Raw genomic sequence first — 20350 nt, 5'->3', positions numbered from 1 at the left:
CAGGGGCGCGGGGCGGAGGTCGTCCGCCCGAGTGCGATTTCCCCGGGATCAACCTAGATCCCCGCCGTCCGCCGGACCAGTGGAGGTCCCGCGATACGGACCGGTAACCCCCGGGTTAGGGGGTACCTCAGGGGTCAGCCGCGGACCACCGACCCGAGGGTGGCCATCGCCGTCTCGAGCTGGGTGTCCGAAAGGTACGGTGCCGGGCCGAAGCGCAGGTAGGACCCCCTGCTGTCGGTGCGGACACCCTGCGCGGCCAGCGCGGCCTGCAGCCCGGCCGCGTCGGCGCAGCGCAGCGAAAGGAACCCGCCGATCCGGTCGAGCGGCGTCTCGTGGTCCCGCGTGACGACGTCCGCGGGCAGCGCGAGCTTGTCGAACACCGACGCGAGCAGGCCCACCTGGTGCTGCGAGACCTCGCGCAGGAACTCGGGCGTCAGGCCCTGCTCGGCGAAGAACCGCTGGACCCGGACGCCGCGGTAGTGACTGGCCGGGTCGTAGGTGGCGCCGGCGAAGCGGTCGCCGCCGGTGGCGTACGGGACCGCACCCGGGTGGCGCTCGTCGGCCAGCGCGCCGAACTCGGCGTACCAGCCGGTGATCACCGGCCGCAGCTCCTGGGCGTGCGCGGGCAGCCGCAGGAAGCAGTTGCCCTCGCCGAGCTGCAGGTACTTGTAGCCGCCGCCGAGCACCCAGGCGTTGGTGAGCCCGAGGTCGTGCAACGCGAACGGCACGACGCCGAGCGCGTGGTAGGCGTCGACGACGAGCTCGATCGAGCGGCTGCGACAGGCGTCGGCGAGGTGCGCGAGCCCGGGCACGAGCCGCGACGTCTCGAACAGCACGGCCGAGACGAGCACCGCGGCGGTGTCGTCGTTCACCTCGCCGGCGACGCGCTCGGCCAGCGTGGCCACCGGGTCGAGCGGCACCCGGACGATCTCGACGCCTTCTTCCTCGAGCCGCGCGAACTGGCGGCGCAGGGTGTGGAACTCGCCGTCGGTGGTGACCAGGCGAGGTCTTCGCGGCAGTTCCATCGCGGACAGGAACCGCAGCACCAGGTCGTGGGTGCTCGCGCCGAGCGCGTATTCGCCGTGCGGGTCGCCGAGCAGCTGCCGGAACCCGGCGCGCAGCTCGTCGGCCTTCGCGAAGGCGCGCTCCCACTTGGCGTCGACGTCGCGGGCGGCGTCCGCGAAGGACTCCAGCAGGCCCTCCTCCGCGACGTCCGGCCAGGCCTGGTGCGAATGCCCGGACAGCAGCAGGCGATCGGCCACCGCGAACCGGGAGTAGTGCGCGGCCAGCGTGTTGTGGTCCGCGCGGACGTCGTCGAGGGTGGTCACAGTCGGCTCCGTACTGCCCAGAGGTCGGGGAACATCGGCTGGAAAAGCGTGGTGCGCAGGTAGGTCGCGCCGGAAGATCCCCCCGTTCCGGTCTTGTCGCCGATGGTGCGTTCGACCATCTTCACGTGCCGGTAGCGCCACTCCTGCATCCCTTCGTCGAGATCCACCAGACATTCCGCGACGACCGACGGTCCGCCGTCGTCGCTGTACACGTCCAGCAATATCGCCTGCAGGGCCGAAGACGGCTCCACCGGTCGAGTGACGTCTCGATCACACTCGACGGAATAGCCAGAAGCCTTGAGATACGCCAAAAAAGAGTCGAACAACGAGGGCCGCGCCATCGCGTCGGCAATGCGTTTCCGCTGCTCCCCGCCTTCGGGGTAATGCGCGAAGACGCGCTCGTCACGCCGTCCGAGCACGGCTTCCAGCTCGCGGAACTGGGCCGATTGGAAGCCGCTCGAAGCGTCCAAACGCGCGCGGAAGCTGGTGAACTGGCTGGGGGTCATCGTTTCCAGCACGTCGATCTGCGCGACGGCGACCTTGAGGATCGTCAGGATCCGGCGCAGCGTGCGGATCGAGTGCGCGGTGTTGCCCGCTTCGAGGTTCTGCTGCAGGAATTCCGCCTCGTGCAGGATCTGCTTGAACCACAACTCGTACACTTGGTGGATCACGATGAACAGCAGTTCGTCGTGCTCGTCGGACCGCAGGCGCTGCGCGCCCAGCACCTCGTCCAGCGCGAGGTACGAGGTGTAGCTCAGGGCTTCCTGAGTGGCGGAACTGGGCTCGGTCATCCTCGGGTCACCTCGTCGAAGTGGCGCTGCGCGGGTTTCGCGAGCGCGGCGTACAGATCGTGGAACAACTCGACCGCGGCCGCCCGGCGATCCGGTGCGGGCACCAGGTCGGCGGGCAGTTCCGGGTCCAGGGACGGGAACGCGCGGAAGGTGTGCACCAGCCGGGTGCGGACTTCGAACGCCTCGGCGTCCGGGGGCTCGCTCCCCGCGTACCCGCCGAACTGCTCGACGAACCCGGTGTAGCGCGCGGCCAGGTCGTCGAGGTCCCAGGCCCGGCCGGCGAACCGGCGGACGTCCAGCGCGGCCGACGGGCGGCCGAGCAGCAGCCCGGCGTGCTCGGCGACGTCGAGCTCGCCGAGCAGCGCGAGCACCTCGGCCTCGCGGTCGTGCGGGGCGATCCAGGTGCCGTCCTGGTAGGGCCCGAAGCCGAGGAACCGCAGCCGCCGGACCAGCCGCTCGCGGGCTTGGCGGCGGCTCTCCGGGATGCTCTGCCACAGCACGGTCCACTCGCCCGCGGCGCGCTCGCGGCGGCCGAGGGAGAAGATCCGCTGGTCACCGTCGGCGAGCAGGGCGATGCTGCGCCGGGTCAGCGAGTAGTGCACGGTGCGGCCTTCGCGGTGGCGCTGGAGCAGGCCGCGGCGCACCAGCCGGGTCAGCGCGATGCGGGCGGCGCCGTCGGAAAAGCCCAGCTCGGCGAGCACCGCGACCAGGCCGCCCGACCACACCCGGCGGCTCTCGCGCGGGTGCACGTAGCTGCCCAGCAACGTCACGACCAGGTCCTGGGGACCGGTTTCGAAGGCGTCGACGGGCATGGGCGCAACTCTATACACCTCAGGCCGCTGCGGTGTAGCTTGATTTGCGTGACGTACTTCGCGGACCTCACCTCGCGGCAGGTCGCGGCCCTGCCGGACGGCGACCGCGTCCCGGTGCTCCTGCTCCCGGTGGGCGCGGTCGAGCCCCACGGTCCGCACGCGCCCCTGGGCACGGATCCGCTGATCTCGCGCGGCATGTGCGAGCGCGCGGCCGAGCGGCTGGCGGCCGACGACGAGGTCCACGTGCTGGTCCTGCCCGAGGTCCCCTACGGCGTCACGCGCTTCGCGACCGGGTTCGCCGGCGGCGTCCACATCGGCGAAGAGACGCTGCATGCGCTGCTGGTGGACATCGGCGCCGCGCTGATCGGCCAGCGGTTCCGCCGGATCCTGCTGGTCAACAACCACTTCGAGCCCGCGCACCTGGTCACGCTGCGACGGGCGGTGGAGACCCTCAACTTCGCCTACGACGGCCGCGCCGCGCTGCTCGACCTGGTCCGGCGGCGGCACGCGCAGCGGCTGACCGAGGAGTTCCGGTCCGGCGAGTGCCACGCCGGGCGGTACGAGACGTCGCTGGTGCTGGCCGACCGGCCCGAGCTGGTGGACCAGGCGGTGATGCGGACGTTGCCGCACGTGCCCGTGAGCCTCGCTTCGGCCCCGTCCGATGGCGGCTTCCTGGAAATGGGGATGTCCGAGGCGTACTGCGGCAAGCCCGCGGAAGCGACGGCGGAAGAGGGCGCCGAGACGTTCTCGACGTTGACCGACCTGCTGGTGGAAGCGATCCGGGAGCTGGCCCGTGAGTGAGCCGTTCAACCTCGCCACGCACTTCCTCGACCGGCACGTGGCATCGGGGCGCGTCGCCCTGCTCGCCGGGGATCGCTCGATCTCGTACGGCGAACTGGCCGAGCTGGCCAACCGCGCCGGGAACGTGCTACGCGACGCCGGTGTCCGAAAAGGACAGCGAGTGCTGCTGGCGTTGAGCGACGGCCCGGAGTTCGTCGCGACCTGGTACGGCGCGCAGAAGATCGGCGCGGTCACCGCCGAGGTCTATCCGTTCCTGCAGCCCAAGGACTACGCCTACTACCTCGGGTACACCGAGGCGGTCGCCGTGGTCGCGGACGCCGTCACACTGCCCGCGTTGCGCTCCGCCGGCGCGCGGAACCTGCTGGTGCTCGGCGTGCCCGCGGCGGAACTGCGCCCGGACGAGCAGTCGTTTCGCGCGCTGCTCGACGCCGCGTCTCCTGACTTGGCCGCGGCTCCGACCACTTTGGACGACATCGGGATCTGGAAGTTCACCACGGGCAGCACCGGCGCACCCAAGGCGTGCGTCCACACCTTGCGCAGTCCGCTGGAGAGCTTCGAACGGTACGCCGTGCAGGTGCTCGGCCTGCGGGCGGACGACCGGGTTCTCGCCGTGCCCAAGCTGTTCTTCGGCTACGCACGCGACCTCGTGGCGTTGTTCCCGTTCGGCGTCGGGGCCGCCGGGATCGCGTTCCCCGAGCGCAGCACGGCCGACCTGATCTTCGAGCTGATCGCCCGGCACCGGCCGACGGTGCTGGTCAACGTACCGACCATGATGAGCGCGATGGTCGCCCACCCGGCCGCGGCGGAGCAGGACCTGAGCTGCCTGCGGATGACGACGTCGGCGGGCGAGGCGCTGCCCTCGGAGCTGCACCGGAAGTGGGACGCGGCCTTCGGCGTGCCGGTGGTGGACGGGATCGGCTCGTCCGAGGCGTACCACATCTACCTGTCGAACCGGCCGGGCCAGGCCCGGGTCGGCACGCTCGGCACCGCCGTCCCCGGCTACACCGCCGAAGTCGTCGACGAGCTCGGAAACCCGTTGCCCGACGGCGAAATCGGGCCGTTGCGGGTGACCGGGCCGACGATCGCGCTGGAGTACTTCGGCGATCCGGAGAAGTCCGCGCGCACGTTCGACGGTGACACGCTGACCACCGGCGACCTTTTCAGCCGGTCCGAAGGCTTCTTCCGCCACCACGGCCGCGCCGACGCGCTGCTCAAGGTCGGCGGCGTGTTCGTCGCGCCCGGCGAGATCGAGGACTGCCTGCTGGGGCACGAGTCCGTGGTGGACTGCGCGGTCGTCGGCCACGAGGTCGACGGCCTGGTCGTGCCGCGCGCGTACGTCGTGGCGCGGGCGCCGGTGTCGGCCGACGAGCTGAAGGACCACGCGAAAGCCCACCTGGCCAAGCACAAGTACCCCCGCGAGGTGGTGTTCGTGACCGAACTTCCCCGTACCGCCAACGGAAAGCTCGACCGGCGCGCACTGGCGGCCCGCCCGTGAGCCGCCTGGTCGTGGTCACCGGCGGCACCCGCGGCATCGGCGCGGCGATCGCCGACCGGTTCCGCTCTCTCGGCGATACCGTGCTGGCGCCCGGCAGCGCCGAGTGCGACGTCACCGACGAAGAAGCGGTCACGGCTTATTTCGCGTCGGCGGGGCCGGTCGACGTCCTGGTCAACAACGCCGGGATCTCGTCCAGTGCCCCGGCCGCGCGGACCACTGTGGACGATTGGCGCGCCCAGTTCGAAGTCAACGCGACCGGTGCCTTCCTCTGCACCCGCGCGGTGCTGCCGGGGATGCGCGAGCGCGACCGCGGCCGGATCGTCACGGTGGCTTCGACGGCGTCCCACGTCGGCTACCGCTACACCGCCGCCTACACGGCGTCGAAGCACGCGGCGCTGGGTCTCGTGCGCGCGGTGGCGGCGGAGCTGGCCGGGACCGGCGTCACGGCGAACGCGGTCTGCCCGGCGTTCGTCCGCACCGACATGACGGCGACGTCGGTGGCGCGCATCCAGGAGCGCACGGGTCGCTCGTCCGACGACGCCGAAGCGGCGCTGGCGGCGGCGTCCCCGCTCGGCCGGCTGCTGGAACCTTCGGAGGTGGCGTTCGCCGTCTCCTTCCTGGCGGCGCCGGAAGCCGCCGCGATCAACGGCCAGACGCTCGTACTCGACGGCGGAGGAATACAACGATGAGCCCGTTCCGCGCGACCGCACCGCTGACGAAGGAGTGGGAGCACTTCGAGTTCACTGTGGACGCCGGCGTCGCCACGGTGACCTTCACCCGGCCCGAAAAGCTGAACGCGCTGACCTTCGACGTCTACGCCGACCTGCGCGACCTGGTACTGGAGCTGCCGCAGCACGAAGACGTCCGGGTGCTGGTGATCACCGGCCAGGGCCGCGGTTTCTGCTCCGGCGGCGACGTCGAGGAGATCATCGGCGAGCTGCAGAAGTTCGAGACGGCGGAGCTGTTGGAGTTCACGCGCATGACCGGCGCGGTGGTGAAGGCCCTGCGAGAGTGCCCGATCCCGGTGATCGCGGCGGTCAACGGCGTCGCGGCGGGCGCGGGTTCGGTGATCGCGCTGGCGAGCGACTTCCGCCTGCTGGCCGAGTCGGCGAAGTTCGCGTTCCTGTTCACGAAGGTCGGCTTGGCCGGCGCGGACATGGGTTCGGCGTACCTGCTCCCCCGCCTGGTCGGTCTCGGCCGCGCGACGGAACTGCTGATCCTGGGCGACAAGCTCCCGGCGGCCCGTGCGCTGGAAATCGGCCTGGCTTCCCAGGTGGTGCCGGACGCGGACCTGGCTTCGACGGCGTCGGCGCTGGCCCGCCGGCTCGCGGACGGCCCGGCGCTGGCGTACGCGACGACGAAGGTGCTGCTGACCCGCGAACTGGACATGGACCTGGGCAGCGCGATCGAGCTGGAAGCGATCACGCAGGCGCTGCTGATGACGGCGAAGGACCACAAGGAGTTCTACGCGGCCTGGTCGGCGGGCCGCGAGCCGCGCTGGACGGGCCGCTAGAGCAGCCGCTCGACAAGTTTCACCGATGCCACGGCTTCCGTCGTCCCCGGCTCAAGCGCCCCAATGTGGCGTTCGGTGCGTTGAACGCACCGAACGCCACATTGGGTGCGTCTGACGCAACCAACGCCACATTGGGGCGCTCGGGTCGGGCGCTAGAGGAGTTCGTCGGCGAGCGCGTCGGCCAGGTCCTGACCCGAACCGGTGAGTGCACTGTAGACGATCGGGCCGAACAGCGCGTCCAGCAAGGCATCGGGGCCGAGGCGCGGTGAAATCTCCCCCGCCTCGATCGCACGCGTGATCAGGTCGCGTTCCGCCGCCCGGCGCGGGCCGAGGTAGCGCTCCTCGAAGCTCGCCGCCGTGGCCGGGTCGTGCTGGGCCTGGGCGAGGAGCGCCAGCATGACCTTGCCCGCCGGCTCGCGGGTGAGGAAGCGGGCGAACGCGTGGAGGTAGTCGCGGAGTCCCTTTTCGGGCACCGGCACGCACTTGGCCGCGTCCTCGATGAGCGTGTCGAGCAGGATCTCGACCTTCGACGGCCACCAGCGGTAGATCGTCTGCTTGGCGACGCCGGCCTCGCGGGCGATCGCCTCGATGGTCAGCCCCCCGAACCCGTGCTCGACGAGCAGATCGTCGGCGGCGTGCAGCACGGCGAGGCGCGCGGCCTCGTCGCGCCGGTTGCCGGAGCGGGCCCTCGGCTGGTTCGGGGCGGGCATGCGGCCACGATAGCGTGCTATTGTCTAGACGCAACGTCGCGTCTAGACAAATGGGGCTCACCGTGCCCGAAGCACTCGTCATCGGCGCCTCCCGCGGCCTCGGCCTGGTCCTGGCCCGCGAACTGACCCGCCGCGGCTGGGACGTCACCGCCACCACCCGCGGCGACACTCCCCCCGGCCTGAGAGTGGAGACCCTGGAGATGACCGATCCCACCCAACTGGCTGCCCTGCGCTCGCGGCTGAGCGACCGGCGGTTCGACCTGCTCTTCGTGAACGCGGCCATCGATCGCGGCGACCTCCCGATCGGCGAGGTGCCGACGGACATGCTCACCGAGGTGATGGTCACCAACGCGCTGAGCCCGCTGCGGGTCCTGGAAGCCCTGCGCGAGCTGGTCGTCCCGGGCGGGACGGTCGCGGTGATGTCGTCGGAGCAGGGCAGCATCACGCTGAACACCGAACCCGGGTACGAGCTGTACAAGGCCAGCAAGGCCGCACTCAACCAGCTGATGCGCAGCTACGCGACCCGCTTCGACGGCGACGGGCACACGAAGCTGCTGATCGACCCGGGCCACAACCGCACCCGCCTCGGCGGGCCGGACGCACCGCTGTCACCGGAGGAGTCGATCCCCTTGGTCGTCGACGTTCTCGAGGCGCAGGCGGGTAAGCCCGGACTGCGGTTCCTGGACCGGCACGGCGAGACCGTGCCCTGGTGATCACCCGGCGGCGGTCACCGCGATCGCGTTCTCCTCCAGCGAGCCGAAGTACAGCTGTCCCTGCCACTCCCGGACGCCCACCAGCATGTGGAAGCCGTCGATCTCGCCGCGCAGCTCGCGCACGACCTTGCCGTCGGCGGCGACACCCAGCACGCCCACCTCGCGGCCCGGGCTGGGCTGCAACGACGTCGGCAGCCGCCGGACTCCCGCCCGTACGAACGCAGGCATCCGCCGGACCACGTCCAGTGCCGCCACCTTCGGGGACGCCTGCGTGATCCAGATCAATCCGTCCGTGCCCGTCGAGATGTTGTCCGGGAAGCCCCACAGACCATCGATCAGCACGTCCGCTCGACCGCCCGAAAGGGACACTCGCGACACCCGGCACGCGCCTGTCTCCGCGACGGCCACAAAGGACTCGTCCGGCGCCAAGGCCACCCCGTTCGCGAACTGGAGGCCGTCCAGGAGCAAGTCGATCGAGCCGTCCGGCGACCGCCGCAGCAGGCGGCCGCCCGCGGTTTGCTCGATCAGGTCGTCGCGCCAGTTGTCGATGCCGAAGCGGCGGGAAGAGTCCGTGAAGTACACGGTCCCGTCGGCCGCGACCGCCGCGTTGTTGCAGAACACGAAGTCCAGGCCCAGCGCGGAAGTCGCCAGCACCGACGGCGTTCCGCCGGACAGCGGCACCACCAGCAGCCCGGCGCGGGCGTCGCAGATCAGCAGCTCGTCCTCGCCGTACAGCTCCAGCCCGAGTGGACGGCCGCCGGTGTCGGCGAGGACGTCGATGCGGCGGCCGTCCGGGGACAGGCGCAGGATGCGGCCGTCGTCGACGCCGGTGTAGACGCGGCCTTCGCCGTCGACCACGACGTCTTCGGGGCCGTGGCCGTTCACCGGGTGGATCGTGACCTCGCCGAACCGCATCGAACGTCTCCTACCGGTAGGTGAGCAGCGAAGCCGCTTCGGCCTCGAAGTGCGGGTGTTCGTTGAACGACAACAAGGTTACGCCGCCGCGGCCCGAAACGAGCTTCGTGATGCCGCCGTTGACCGTGACGCGGTTGAGCTTCAGCAGCCCGGCTTCGGGCGTGCCCATCAGCAGGCCGCAGACCGTGGCGATCACGCCGCCGGAGGTGAAGACGAGCGCGTTCTCCCCCTTGCCGAGGGACGCCACCAGGTCCGCGAGCGCTTCGCGGCAGCGGGCGAGGAACACGGGCCACGTCTCGGCACACGGGCCGTCGGGGCCCGCCGACGTCCACGCGGTCAGCGCCGCGTCCAGAACCCCTTGGTAGGCCCGGGAATCCTCCTGCGGCGCGCCGCCCGCGTGGTGCAGCCCGATGTCGACGTGGTCGTACTCGTTCCAGCGCGGGTCCTCGACCACCGGGACGTCGCTGCCCAGCACCTTCAGCGCCGTCGCCGCGGTGTCCCGCTGCCGCGCGAGCGAACCCGACCGGACCTGGTTGAAAGAGACGTTGCGGCGCAGCAGCTCCGCACCGACCACAGTGGACTGCTCGAAGCCGCGCGGCGACAGGGCGTCGTAGTCGGCCGCGCCGAACGAGGCCTGACCGTGCCGGACCAGGTAGATCGCGCCCACTACACGCTTCCCTTCGCGATGATTTCCCGGCAGCGCCAGTCCAGGTAGCCGACGAACTGCCAGAAGTTCTTGAACGCCGGGTTGCGGGTGGCGCCCTCGCGGTAGCGGCGGTACAGCTGCTGCAGCACCGCCGCGAGCCGGAACAGGCCGTAGACCTCGTAGAACCGCCAGTCGGCCACGGCCAGGCCGGTCTTCTCCGCGTAGCGCGACACGAACTCTTCGCGAGTGAACATCCCGGGCAGGTGCGTCGGCTGGCGGCGGCTCGCCTTCATGACGTCGTCGTCATCGGCCTGGACCCAGTAGGCCAGCATGCTGCCCAGCTCCATCAGCGGGTCGCCGAGGGTGGCCATCTCCCAGTCGAGCACGCCGGTGATGTTCAGCGTCGCCGGGCCGTCCAGCACCAGGTTGTCGAGCCGGTAGTCGTTGTGGATCAAGCAGATCTTGACTTCGGCGGGCTGGTTCTCCGCCAGCCACGAGCGCACCTCGGCGAAGTCGCCGACGTTGTCCGTGCGCGCCGCGACGTACCGGTCCGACCAGCCGCGGATCTGGCGCTCGACGTAGCCCGCGCCCTTGCCGAGGTCGGCCAGCCCGGCCTTCCCGACGTCGACGGCGTGCAGGTCGACCAGCCGGTCCACGACCTTGCCGGACAGCTCGCGCGCCTGCTCCGGGCGCACTTCGAGACCGGGCGGGAGATCGCCGCGCAGGATCAGGCCCTCGAGCTTCTCCATGACGTAGAAGTCGCCGCCGAGCACGCCCTCGTCGTCGCCGAAGGCCAGCATCCGCGGCACGTACGGGAACACCGGCTCGAGCGCGTGCTGGACGCGGTACTCACGCCGCATGTCGTGCGCCGACGCCGCCTTGTGCCCGGCGGGCGGCCGGCGCAGGATCAGCTCGCGGTCCGGGTAGGTCAGCAGGTACGTCAGGTTCGACGCGCCGCCGGGGAACTGCCGCACGCGCGGCGGCTCGTTGCCGAGCCCGTCGACCTTGGCCGTCAGCCAGGCGTGCACCGCGGCGACGTCGAAGGCGTCCTCCTCGCGCACCTCGACGGTGGTCATGCGAACTTCCGCAGGATCGAGGCGGGCACGACGCGCATGGCGACGCTCAGCGGCACCCAGGGCCACGCCGGGACGTACGCGCGCCGCGGCTCGGCTTCGATCGCCTTCACCAGCGCCCGGGCGCCGCTCTCCGCCCTGGCGAGCAACGGGTTCTTACCGAGCCGGTCGTTCATCTCCGACTCGATGTAGCCCGGGCGGACGTCGGTGACGGTGATGCCCTTGCGCTTGAGTTCGAGCCGGGTGCCGTCGACGAACGCCGAGATCCCGGCCTTCGAAGCGGCGTACGCGGTGAGGTTGCCCGGCAGCCCGCGGATGGCGCTGAACGACGAGACCACCGCCAGGTGCCCCGCGCCCTGCTCCCGGAAGATCCCGGCGGCGGCTTCGATCTGGGCCGCGGCCGCGACGAAGTTGACCTCGAGGGTCTGGCGGTTGGCGTCGAACCGGCCCTTGCCGACCGGCTGCCCCTTCCCGAGCCCGGCGTTCACAATCACCCGGTCGAGGGACCCCAGCTCGGCGCGGAACTCCTCGAAGACGGCGAACACGCGGTCGTGCTCGGTGACGTCGAGGGTGCGGGTGACGACCTTGATCCCGGGGTGGGCTGCCTCGAGTTCCTTGGCGAGGTTTTCGAGGCGCTCGGTGCGCCGCGCGCACAGGGCCAGGTTGCGCCCCTTCGCCGCGAACTGGCGGGCCATGCCCTCGCCCAACCCGCTGCTGGCGCCGGTGATCAGGATGTTCTTCCGCAGCGTCATGGACCGGATGCTACCCGTTGGTAATAAGACCGGTGGCCCGGCGCTGGGGGCGTCGCCGGGCCACCGGTCATCGCGCGGCCACACCGGCCGGTCGCACAACGCGGCCGGGTGAACCGGAGCCGTTGTCCACGGCTTCTCGGCCCGCGCACCGGGTGATCCGTGAGGGGGAGGCGGGACCACCGGCGCAGGCAAGTCATGTAAGCGTGCCCGGCCTGGCGGGGGCAATGGTTCACAGTTGCCAGTACTAGCCCGTTCGCCCCAGCGGACCGCCCGGCGATCAGGGGCGCGGTGGGGGTGGGCAATCCTGCTAACGTGCTCCGTGTCGGGGATCGTCGGGGGACGGCACGGGGCGGATCGGCAATGGCGGGCAGCACGGCGGGCGACGAGAACGGGCGCACCGCGTTCGCCACGCAACTGCGTGCGGCCATCGCGACGAGCGGGCTGTCGCTCGACCGGATCCAGGCCCGGCTGCGGGCCCGCGGGGTCGTCGTCAGCGTCACCGCCCTCAGTTACTGGCAGTCCGGCAAGCGCCAGCCCGAACGGCAGAGTTCGCTGTCGGCGGTCCGGACCCTGGAAGAGATCCTCGACGTCCCGGCCGGCGCGCTGCTCGGCCTGCTGCCCCCGCCCCGCCCCCGCGGCGGCGCCGGGAAACGCCACGCGGGCGGGGAGCCGATGTCGTTCCCGCGCGAGGTGCTGCAGCCGTTGCTGGACAAGGTCGGCGCCCCGAACGCGCTGGAGCGCCAGCACCCGCTGAAACTGGTCGGGCTGCACGACCTGTGCGAAATCGCCGCGGACGGCGGCCAGCGCGCGGTGACCGCCCGAGCGGTGTTCCAGGCGGTCTCGGACGGCCAGGACCGCTGGCTGCTGGTGTACACCCAGGACGACCCGGCGGCGGGCGCCCCGGAGCTGCACGCGGTCCGCAACTGCCGGGTGGGCCGCGCCGAGGTCGACGAGGCACACGGCCTGATCGTCGCCGAGCTGCTCTTCGACCAGCCGATCAACCGCGGCGAGACGCATTTGATCGAGTACACGCTGACGAACGGCGGGCCGCCGTACCCGGAGTGCCGCAACACCCACTACCGCGAGTTCCGCCGCCCGGTGCGGGAGTACCTGCTGGAGGTCCGGTTCGCGCCGGGCACCGCGCCGGAGCGGTGCTGGCAGTACTCGCGGAACGGGTCGACGGGGTCGCTGGCACGCCGCCCGCTCAAGCTGGACGGGGGCGACGGGGTGCACGCCGTGGCGCTGGACTTCGGGCCCGGGGTCTTCGGCATCGATTGGGATTGACCCGGCAAAGTCGGGTCGGTGCGGTCCGCAGCGGTGCGCCAGTGTCTTGAATGAGTCATTCAGGACCTCCGAAGACCTGAATGAGTCATTCAAGACGTGGGGCGAGCGGGTTACCGGCGGCGGAGTGGCGGCCTGACCGCGCGGCCACGGCTTGCGGGAACCCCCGGGATTGACCCGTTCGGACCCGTTTCCGCAGTTCGTGGGCTATGTAGAATTAGAGGTATGCCGAGGATGACACTGCAGACCGCGCTGATCCTCGACGAGCTGGTCACCGACCCAGCCGAAGCGCGGTACGGGCTGGACCTGATGCACGCCGTCGGGCTGAAGTCCGGGACGGTGTACCAGATCCTGGCCCGGCTGGAGGGTGCCGGCTGGCTGACGAGCGAGTGGGAAGACCCCGCCGTGCACGAGTCCGAGGGCCGTCCCCGGCGGCGGCTGTACCGCCTCACCGCGGAGGGCGCGGCGCAGGCGCGGCGGGTGCTTTCCCAGGCCGCGTACCGGCACCAGAGCGGCCGCGCGCGGCGGTTGCTGACCGAGGGAGGGCTGTGACGTGGAACTGCCCGATCAGCTGGCCACCGCGGTGTCGGCGTACCTGCCGGCCGAAGACGTGCGCTTCCTCGAAGGGGCTTACCGGTTCGCCGCGGAGGCTCACCGCGGGCAGCTGCGCAAGAGCGGTGACCCCTACCTCACGCACCCCGTCGCCGTCGCCACGATCCTGGCCGGGCAGCGTGGCAGCCGGGACCTCGTCTGTGCCGGGCTGCTGCACGACGCACCCGCGCCCGGAGGGTTCGGCGCGCCGGTCGCCGCGCTGCTGGCCGGCCTGCAGCGCCTGGAAGCCACCCAGGACGTGGCGTCCGCTTCGGACGCCGTGCTGCGGCTGAAACTGGCCGACCGGCTGCACAACCTGCGCACCATCCAGCACCTCGACCCCGCCAAGCGGCGCGTCAAGTCCGCCGAGACGCTGCGGACGCTGGTTCCCATCGCCGTCCGGCTCGACCTGCCCGATCTCGGGCGGGAACTGACGGACCTGGCCTCCGGAGTCCTCGACCGCCCGCCCCGCGTGCTGGCCTTCGCCGCGCTGCTGCTCCCGAAATCCGCGCGGTCGCGGTGGCTCGCCGAATGGGCAGGCGAAATCGCCACACTCCCCACCCGGCGTCGCCGGGCCGGGTTCGTGGCCGGGCTGGCCGTCGCGATGCCCGGTCTGGCTTGGACACTCCGGAAACGCGGACGGCCCGGCCCGAGCACCGCCCTGTCCCTGGGCGCGGTCGCCGCCACCTTCCTCAACACCGGCATCACGTGGCCGGCCGCGATCGTCGCCGTGGCCGCGCTCGCCGTCCTCACGGCCGTGCTCTTCGCCCGCGACGGCGCCGCCGCGCAACGCCTGCGCGAGCTGATCGAAGCCTGGCGCCGCCGCTGACCCGGCGTCAGGAAAGCTTGGTGCGCAACACCTTCCCGGTCGCGTTCCGCGGCAGCTCGTCCAGGAACTCGACGTCCCGCGGCACCTTGTACCGCGCCAGGTTCGCCTTCACGTAGTCCCGCACCTCGTCGGCGTCCAGCGAAACACCGTCGGCGAGCACCACGAACGCCTTCAGCCGCTGGCCGAACTCCGGGTCCTCGACGCCGATCACCGCCGCCTCGAGCACGTCTTCCCGCTCCACCAAGAGGTTCTCCACCTCGATCGGGAACACGTTCTCGCCGCCGGAGACGATCATTTCGTCGTCGCGGCCGTCGATGAAGAGCAACCCGTCCTCGTCGAAGTGGCCGACGTCGCCGCTCGACAGCAGGCCGTCGATGATCTCCTTGTGGCGGCCGTCGGTGTAGCCGCCGAAGCTCAGGCCGCTGCCCACGAACACCCGGCCGGTCACGTTCGGCTCGGTGATCTTGCGGCCCTTTTCGTCGTACAGCGCCACCTTGCAGCCGACCGGTGCGCGGCCGACCGTGCCCGGCGCCTTCCGCCAGTCCTCCGGCGTCGCGACCGTCGCCACCGCGACCTCGGTCGAGCCGTACAGGTTGTGCACCACGGGCCCGAACGCCTCGTTCGCGCGGTTGCCCAGGTCCGGCGACAGCGCCGAGCCGGCGACGAAGATGATCCGCAGCGACGACGTGTCGTACTTCTCGCGGGTCTCCTTCGGCAGGTCGACGATGCGCTGCAGCATCGTCGGCACCAGCACGAGCGCGGTGCACTTGTGCTCGGCGACGCCGCGCAGCGCCTCCTCCGGGTTGAACTTGCGGCGCATCACGACCGTCGAGCCGAGCGCGAAGGACAGGATGAACTGCGAGAGCCCGGTGCCGTGGAACAGCGGCGCGCCCATGTAGGTGGCCTCGTTCGAGCGCAGCGGGATCCGGTCGAGGAACTGCGCCGACGCCAGCGCCGAGGTGTGCGGCCGCGGCGCGCCCTTCGGGGTGCCGGTCGTACCGCTGGTCAGCAGGACGAAACCGCCCGGCTTGGCCGGGGCGGGCCACGGCCGGTCGTCGGTGCTGGCGATGATCTCGCTGAGCACCGGCACCGTCCGGTCGGCCAGGTCGCTGTCCGGGTCGACCCAGGCTAGGTAGCGGTCGACGCCCGCGGGCATCGCGTCGAGCAGCCCGGTGAACTCCTGGTCGTACACCAGCGCGGTGACGCCTTCGCGCTCGGCGACGTCGGCCAGCTGCGGCTTCGCGAACCCGGTGTTCATCAGCAGCAGGCGGACGCCGAGCTTGCCGGCCGCCGCCATCGTGAGGACCAGGCCGCGGTGGTCGCGGCAGAGCACGGCGACGACCTGGCCCGCCTCGATGCCGCGCTCCGACCACGCCCTGGCCAGCGCGTTCGACTGGTCGTCGAGCTGCTTGTAGGTGAGCGGGCCGAGCTCGTCGACGATGCCGACGGCGGTCGGGTCGCGGCGCGCGGAGATGTGGTTCGCGCCGGCGAAGGGCCCGAACTTGCGGATCGCGACCAGCGACCGGACCCCCTCGTCGAGCCTCGGGAAGGGGACGAGACCCGCGCGCCGCATCACGTCGACACTGCGGGCCGTCTCGGCCACCTTGTCCGCCACCTGCGTGGCGAGCTCGACCAGGCTCATCCAGGCACCTCCGTTGCTGCGGGGAAGAGAGCCCACGCCGACGGCGGGCGTACCGGCGGTATGGGAGCTACTGGAGAGTAAACCAACCGTAGGCCGAACGCACCACCCGCGAGCGCGCGGAAACTGTCGGTGGTGGTCGGCACAATGTCTTCGTGCAGGTGATCGCGGGGCGTGAGGAGGACGGGAGCTTCACCGTGCACACGCCGTCATCGACGCTGACGGGGCTGGACGAAGCGGGTTTCGCCAGGTCGGCGCGGGAGCTGGAGGCGTCGCTGGAGCCCCGGTGGGTGTTCCCGTCGGCGGAGTCGACGTACCCGGTGCTCGTCGCGGCCGGGGTGCGGGTGCGCCGCTGCTACGACGTCGCGCTGGCGGAGGGGCTGCTGCTGGCGTATGAGGGCGCGGAGGAGCAGCCGCGGAGCCTGCGCGCGGCCTGGGCCAGGGCGAACGGCGAGGAACCGCCCCCGGATTCGGCGTCGGTCGAGCTGGCGCAGCCGACGCTGTTCGAGACACGGGTGCCGACCCTGCCCGAGGGCGTGACGGTCGTCACGGCGGTCCGGCGCGTGCTGGCCGAGCAGGAGCGGCGGGTGGCCGCGACCGAGCACCCCGACCGGATGCGGCTGCTGCTGGCGGCCGAGTCGGCGAGCGCGCTGGCCGCGGCGGAGATGTCGGCCGACGGGCTGCCCTGGCGGGCCGACCTGCACGAGGCGCTGCTGGTCTCCCGGCTCGGTCCGCGGGTGCGCCCCGGCGAGCGGCCGAAGGCACTGGTGGAGCTGGCGGCGAAGATCAGCGAAGCGTTCGGCGGGCGGCCGGTGAACCCGGACTCGCCGCCGAGCGTGGTCCGCGCGCTGGCGCGGGAAGGGATCGAGGTGCCGGCGGCGCGGAAGTACCTGCTTCGCGGGATCGATCATCCGGCCGTCGCGCCACTGCTGGAGTACAAGGAGCTTTCGCGGCTGTACACGGCGAACGGGTGGGCGTGGCTCGACGAATGGGTCACCGACGGGCGGTTCCGCCCGCACTACGTCGTGGGCGGCGTGGTGTCCGGGCGCTGGGCCAGCCGGGGCGGCGGCGCGCTGCAGATCCCGAAGGTGCTGCGCACGTGCGTCCGGGCGGACCCGGGCTGGAAGCTGGTGGTGGCCGACGCCGCCCAGCTGGAGCCCCGGGTGCTCACGGCGTTGTCGGGCGACCGGCGCCTGGCCGACGTCGCGGCGGCGACCGACCTGTACGCGCGGCTCGGCGAGGCACTGTTCTCGGGCGCGCGCTGGGTCCCGGCCGCGGACGACGACCGGGACGACCGGGCACGCGCGAAGATCGCAATGCTGTCGGCGATGTACGGCGGCACGTCCGGCGAAGCGGGCCCGCTGCTCGGGTTGCTGCGCCAGCGGTTCCCGGACGCGGTGTCCTATGTGGAGCGAGCCGCCCAGGCGGGCGAACGCGGCGAGCGGGTCCGCTCCCGGCTGGGCCGCACGTCGCCGGCCCCCTCGGCGGCGTGGCGCGCGCTGACCGGCGGCCTGGCTTCGGACGAGGCGGCGGAACTGAAGGCCCGCCGCGCCTCCCGCGGCTGGGGCCGCTTCACGCGCAACTTCGTGGTCCAGGCCAGCGCGGCCGACATGACAGCGGTCATGCTGGCGACGCTGCGGCAGCGCCTGCCGGCCCCCGCGCACCTGGTGTTCTTCCAGCACGACGAGGTCATCGTCCACACCCCGGAAGAGCAGGCCGAGGAGGTGACCACAGCCATCACGGACAGCGTGGCGGAGGCGGCGCGCATGCTCTTCGGCCCGGCTTGCCCGGTGCGGTTCCCGCTGCACATCGCCCCGGTGGACACGTACGCCGACGCGAAGTGAGCCGTGCCGGTCATCCCGGCACGGCTCGCTCGCCTACGGGAACATCGAGAGCGGCTGCGTCACGACGTCCTGGTTCGGCAGGGTCCGGCCCGGATTGCCGCGGAAGTCGGTCCAGCACGGGTACAAGCGGAAGTCGGCGCCGACCGCGGCCGCGGTGTAGTCGCCGATGAACACGCCCTGGAGCTCCTTCCCGGTCACCGCGCCGGACGACACGAACTGCACCTGCGGGTTCGACGTCTGCGTCGTGATCCGCCGGATCGGGGCCGTGCCCGCGCCGTCGCCCCAGCCGGTGGCGTAGGCGTAGTCCAAGCCGATGCCGTCCGGGTCGTAGGTGCGCGTGTAGAAGGTGACGGCCACGCGCCCGGCCAGCGCCGCGACGGCGGGGAACACCTCGTCGGCGCCGGTGCCGATCTTCACCGGCTTCGACCAGCCGTGCTGCCCGTCGGAGCCGCTGAGGAACGCGTCCCCGTTCGTCTTGACCGACTCGCCGTCGCGGTAGGTGCCGTTGCGGTCGTCGGCCCAGGTCACCCACAGGTGGTCGGTCGCGCGGTCGTAGGCGAGCTGCGGGAAGCTGTTCACCCGGAAGTTCTCGCCGGTCAGGGCGTTGTTGGCGACGTCTTCGTCGACCGGGAAGTCGAAGTCGAGGCCCACTTCGGCGTGCCGGAAGGTCCGGCCGCCGTCGCGCGAGGTCGCCACGACGACGGCGTCGTGGTCGGTCGGCCGATCGCACGCGGCCGTGGCGCACACCGACGTCTCGTAGGCGATCTGCAGCGTCCCGTCGCGGGTGACCACCGGGTTCGAACCGCTGCCGAACGGCGTGATGCCGCCCGTGAAGCCGGTCAGCGAAGGCGAAACCCGGCGCATCGGGGACCACGTCCGGCCGAAGTCGCCGGATTTCGAGAGCACGATCGGCGATTCGACGAAGTTGCCCGCGGCGTCGTAGGTGAACTGGGTCCAGGTGACGTAGACCGTACCCGACACCGGGTCGGCCGCGATCCACTCCTTGTCGTTGAAGATGTTCGCGGGCGTCGGGGTGCCGGCCGGGGTGACGCCGTCGAGATGCAGGATCGCCGGGTCGCCGAAGCTGCGCCCGCCGTCGTGCGACACCGACACGGCGATGCCGCTCGCGAGCTGCTGCTCCTCCGGCACCGCGGCCCGGCTGAACACGAGCGTCGCGTAGTAGACGGTGTTGTGCGGTCCGAACGCGATCGCCGGATCGCCCGCGGCGTCCATGTAGGACAGTGGCGCGGCCGCTCCGGTCGGGAAGTCCAGGTGCGGGAGCTGGACGTTCGCCCAGGTCTTGCCGCCGTCGAACGAGGTGTAGGCGAAGCCGCCGGAGTCGTTGCGGGACTCGCGGGTGTTGTAGAGCCGGTAGTCGTTGGACCCGGCGACGATGTTGCGCGGGTTCTCGGGGTTGACGGCGATGGTCGTCTCGTTCTGGGCGGTGCTGCACCCGGTCTGGCTGCCGGTCGGCACGATGGTGTCGCCGTCGATGACGTCGCGGTTGGACCCGAGCGGCCGGTACGGGTTCGGTTTGCCGAGGTAGCTCTGGCAGAGCGCGGACAACGCCGGGTTGTCGACGTCCTCCTCGTCTCCGTCGGCGAACCGTTCCTTGAGCAACGGGTTCGGCACGGTGTGCCGCGGCTCGGCGGCGTGCGCGGCCGGCGCGAGCACGATGGTGAGCGGCAGCACGAGCGCGGTGAGGGTGGCGAGGATTCTTCGCTTGGCGGACGAAACACCCAAGGACATCGGAAGGTCCTTTCCCAGGAGGGTCTTCAGCCGGATCAGGCTTCCCGGGTCCCCGCACCCGGTCAACCGACGGAAGTGCGGAGCCGGACAAACCGATTTTCGGTAGCCTGAAAGCGATGATCGACTACGGGCTCGACCTCTCCGCGGTTCCGCGTGACCTCGCACTGCCCGACCTGGTGGCCGAAGGCGACGAACTCGACGCCCTCGTGACCGCGGAAGCCGGCTGGTCCCGGCCCACCCCGGCCGCGGGCTGGACGGTCGCGCACCAGATCGCCCACCTCGCCGCGGCCGACGCGAACGCGCTCACCGCCATCCGCCGTCCGGCTGCCTTCGACGCCGTGCCGAAGGACGCCGACCTCGAAGCCGCCGCAGGAGCGGCCGAACCGCGCCCGGTGCTGCTCGGACGCTGGCGCACCGGCCGGGCCGCTCTGGCGGCCGCGCTCGGCGAGGTGCCGCTGGACCACGCGTTCCCCTGGTTCGGTTCGCAGGTGACCGCGGTGCTGATGGTGCCGCTCCGGCTGATGGAAACGTGGGCGCACGGACAGGACGTCATCGACGCGTTCGGGGCCGAGCGGCGGCCGACCGGGCGGCTCCGGCACGTGGCCGCACTGGGCGTGGCCGGCCGGGGGCTGTCGTTCTACGCGGCGCAGGCGCCGATGCCGGCCGAGGAGTTCCGCGTCGAACTCACCGGTCCCGGTGGCGAACTCTGGACGTGGGGCCCCGAAGCCGCCGCTCAGCGCATCCGGGGCAGCGCACTCGACTTCTGCCTGCGGGTCACCCACCGCCGCACCCGCGCCGAAACCGGCCTCACCGCGGTCGGCGAAGACGCGGACAAGTGGCTGGACATCGCCCGCGTCTTCCTCTGAAC

Annotated in this window: 20 protein-coding genes; 10 read left to right on the top strand and 10 right to left on the bottom strand. The window is 71.6% G+C overall.

Translation table 11 applies throughout. From position 1 onward, the window contains the following. Nucleotides 1-134 precede the first annotated feature (134 nt). From H4696_RS45430 to H4696_RS45420, 3 genes are read right to left on the bottom strand one after another with little or no spacing between them, the layout of a single operon-like run. On the bottom strand, nucleotides 135-1328 hold the full coding sequence (locus H4696_RS45430) for a PLP-dependent aminotransferase family protein (RefSeq protein WP_086858766.1): 1194 nt from the start codon (nucleotides 1326-1328) through the stop codon (nucleotides 135-137). Continuing rightward, nucleotides 1325-2119, bottom strand: a complete 795-nt coding sequence (locus H4696_RS45425; RefSeq protein WP_086858765.1) for a tryptophan 2,3-dioxygenase — start codon at nucleotides 2117-2119, stop codon at nucleotides 1325-1327. Before H4696_RS45425 ends, H4696_RS45430 begins: the two co-directional genes overlap by 4 nt. After that, the gene (locus H4696_RS45420; protein WP_086858764.1) at nucleotides 2116-2931 is read right to left on the bottom strand and encodes a PaaX family transcriptional regulator; all 816 of its coding nucleotides are present in this window, start codon (nucleotides 2929-2931) and stop codon (nucleotides 2116-2118) included. The genes H4696_RS45425 and H4696_RS45420 overlap by 4 nt, the downstream gene beginning before the upstream one ends. Before the next feature lie 48 nt (nucleotides 2932-2979). Here H4696_RS45420 and H4696_RS45415 point away from each other — a divergent pair, with 48 nt between their 5' ends. From H4696_RS45415 to H4696_RS45400, 4 genes are read left to right on the top strand one after another with little or no spacing between them, the layout of a single operon-like run. Beyond that, nucleotides 2980-3732, top strand: coding sequence for a creatininase family protein (locus tag H4696_RS45415; protein ID WP_086858763.1), 753 nt, complete (start codon nucleotides 2980-2982; stop codon nucleotides 3730-3732). After that, on the top strand, nucleotides 3725-5227 hold the full coding sequence (locus tag H4696_RS45410) for a benzoate-CoA ligase family protein (RefSeq protein ID WP_086858762.1): 1503 nt from the start codon (nucleotides 3725-3727) through the stop codon (nucleotides 5225-5227). Before H4696_RS45415 ends, H4696_RS45410 begins: the two co-directional genes overlap by 8 nt. Beyond that, entirely contained in the window at nucleotides 5224-5916 is a 693-nt protein-coding gene (locus tag H4696_RS45405) for an SDR family NAD(P)-dependent oxidoreductase (protein ID WP_086858761.1), read from the top strand. The genes H4696_RS45410 and H4696_RS45405 overlap by 4 nt, the downstream gene beginning before the upstream one ends. Then, nucleotides 5913-6740 carry an enoyl-CoA hydratase family protein gene (locus H4696_RS45400; protein ID WP_086858760.1) on the top strand — a complete coding sequence of 276 codons (828 nt, stop codon included), beginning with the start codon at nucleotides 5913-5915 and terminating at the stop codon, nucleotides 6738-6740. The genes H4696_RS45405 and H4696_RS45400 overlap by 4 nt, the downstream gene beginning before the upstream one ends. 152 nt (nucleotides 6741-6892) lie before the next feature. Here H4696_RS45400 and H4696_RS45395 read toward each other — a convergent pair whose 3' ends face one another. Then, nucleotides 6893-7450: a TetR/AcrR family transcriptional regulator gene (locus H4696_RS45395; RefSeq protein ID WP_086858759.1), complete on the bottom strand. Its 558-nt coding sequence runs from the start codon at nucleotides 7448-7450 to the stop codon at nucleotides 6893-6895. 50 nt (nucleotides 7451-7500) lie between these two features. On the opposite strand from H4696_RS45395, the gene H4696_RS45390 reads away from it, so the two are divergent. Next, complete coding sequence (locus H4696_RS45390; protein WP_086858758.1) at nucleotides 7501-8163, top strand: SDR family NAD(P)-dependent oxidoreductase; 663 nt, start codon at nucleotides 7501-7503, stop codon at nucleotides 8161-8163. Here H4696_RS45390 and H4696_RS45385 read toward each other — a convergent pair whose 3' ends face one another. The 4 genes from H4696_RS45385 to H4696_RS45370 are packed head-to-tail and all read right to left on the bottom strand — an operon-like array spanning nucleotide 8164 to nucleotide 11549. Continuing rightward, on the bottom strand, nucleotides 8164-9078 hold the full coding sequence (locus H4696_RS45385) for an SMP-30/gluconolactonase/LRE family protein (RefSeq protein WP_086858757.1): 915 nt from the start codon (nucleotides 9076-9078) through the stop codon (nucleotides 8164-8166). A 10-nt stretch (nucleotides 9079-9088) separates the two neighbouring features. Continuing rightward, the gene (locus tag H4696_RS45380) at nucleotides 9089-9745 is read right to left on the bottom strand and encodes a histidine phosphatase family protein (RefSeq protein ID WP_086858756.1); all 657 of its coding nucleotides are present in this window, start codon (nucleotides 9743-9745) and stop codon (nucleotides 9089-9091) included. Then, nucleotides 9745-10800: a phosphotransferase family protein gene (locus H4696_RS45375; RefSeq protein ID WP_086858755.1), complete on the bottom strand. Its 1056-nt coding sequence runs from the start codon at nucleotides 10798-10800 to the stop codon at nucleotides 9745-9747. Before H4696_RS45375 ends, H4696_RS45380 begins: the two co-directional genes overlap by 1 nt. Continuing rightward, entirely contained in the window at nucleotides 10797-11549 is a 753-nt protein-coding gene (locus H4696_RS45370) for an SDR family oxidoreductase (protein ID WP_086858754.1), read from the bottom strand. Before H4696_RS45370 ends, H4696_RS45375 begins: the two co-directional genes overlap by 4 nt. Before the next feature lie 360 nt (nucleotides 11550-11909). Here H4696_RS45370 and H4696_RS45365 point away from each other — a divergent pair, with 360 nt between their 5' ends. The 3 genes from H4696_RS45365 (at nucleotide 11910) to H4696_RS45355 (ending at nucleotide 14250) form a co-directional block, all read left to right on the top strand. Further along, nucleotides 11910-12833, top strand: coding sequence for a hypothetical protein (locus tag H4696_RS45365; protein WP_086858753.1), 924 nt, complete (start codon nucleotides 11910-11912; stop codon nucleotides 12831-12833). 222 nt (nucleotides 12834-13055) lie between these two features. Continuing rightward, nucleotides 13056-13382: a PadR family transcriptional regulator gene (locus H4696_RS45360; protein WP_211299660.1), complete on the top strand. Its 327-nt coding sequence runs from the start codon at nucleotides 13056-13058 to the stop codon at nucleotides 13380-13382. Between the two features lies 1 nt (nucleotide 13383). Beyond that, nucleotides 13384-14250, top strand: coding sequence for an HD domain-containing protein (locus H4696_RS45355; RefSeq protein ID WP_086858751.1), 867 nt, complete (start codon nucleotides 13384-13386; stop codon nucleotides 14248-14250). 7 nt (nucleotides 14251-14257) lie between these two features. Here H4696_RS45355 and H4696_RS45350 read toward each other — a convergent pair whose 3' ends face one another. After that, nucleotides 14258-15892: an acyl-CoA synthetase gene (locus H4696_RS45350; protein WP_192782897.1), complete on the bottom strand. Its 1635-nt coding sequence runs from the start codon at nucleotides 15890-15892 to the stop codon at nucleotides 14258-14260. A gap of 152 nt (nucleotides 15893-16044) precedes the next feature. Between H4696_RS45350 and H4696_RS45345 the strand changes: the two genes are divergently transcribed. Then, entirely contained in the window at nucleotides 16045-17733 is a 1689-nt protein-coding gene (locus H4696_RS45345) for a bifunctional 3'-5' exonuclease/DNA polymerase (RefSeq protein WP_086858750.1), read from the top strand. A 33-nt stretch (nucleotides 17734-17766) separates the two neighbouring features. Here H4696_RS45345 and H4696_RS45340 read toward each other — a convergent pair whose 3' ends face one another. Further along, entirely contained in the window at nucleotides 17767-19482 is a 1716-nt protein-coding gene (locus H4696_RS45340; RefSeq protein ID WP_086858749.1) for a sialidase family protein, read from the bottom strand. Nucleotides 19483-19598: 116 nt separating this feature from the next. Between H4696_RS45340 and H4696_RS45335 the strand changes: the two genes are divergently transcribed. Next, nucleotides 19599-20348, top strand: coding sequence for a maleylpyruvate isomerase family mycothiol-dependent enzyme (locus H4696_RS45335; RefSeq protein WP_192782896.1), 750 nt, complete (start codon nucleotides 19599-19601; stop codon nucleotides 20346-20348). Nucleotides 20349-20350 lie beyond the last annotated feature (2 nt).

It is taken from the genome of Amycolatopsis lexingtonensis, from assembly GCF_014873755.1.
Taxonomy (GTDB): domain Bacteria; phylum Actinomycetota; class Actinomycetes; order Mycobacteriales; family Pseudonocardiaceae; genus Amycolatopsis; species Amycolatopsis lexingtonensis.
Note: the sequence above shows the minus strand (reverse complement) of the source record. Positions and strands in the feature narration are given on the sequence as shown.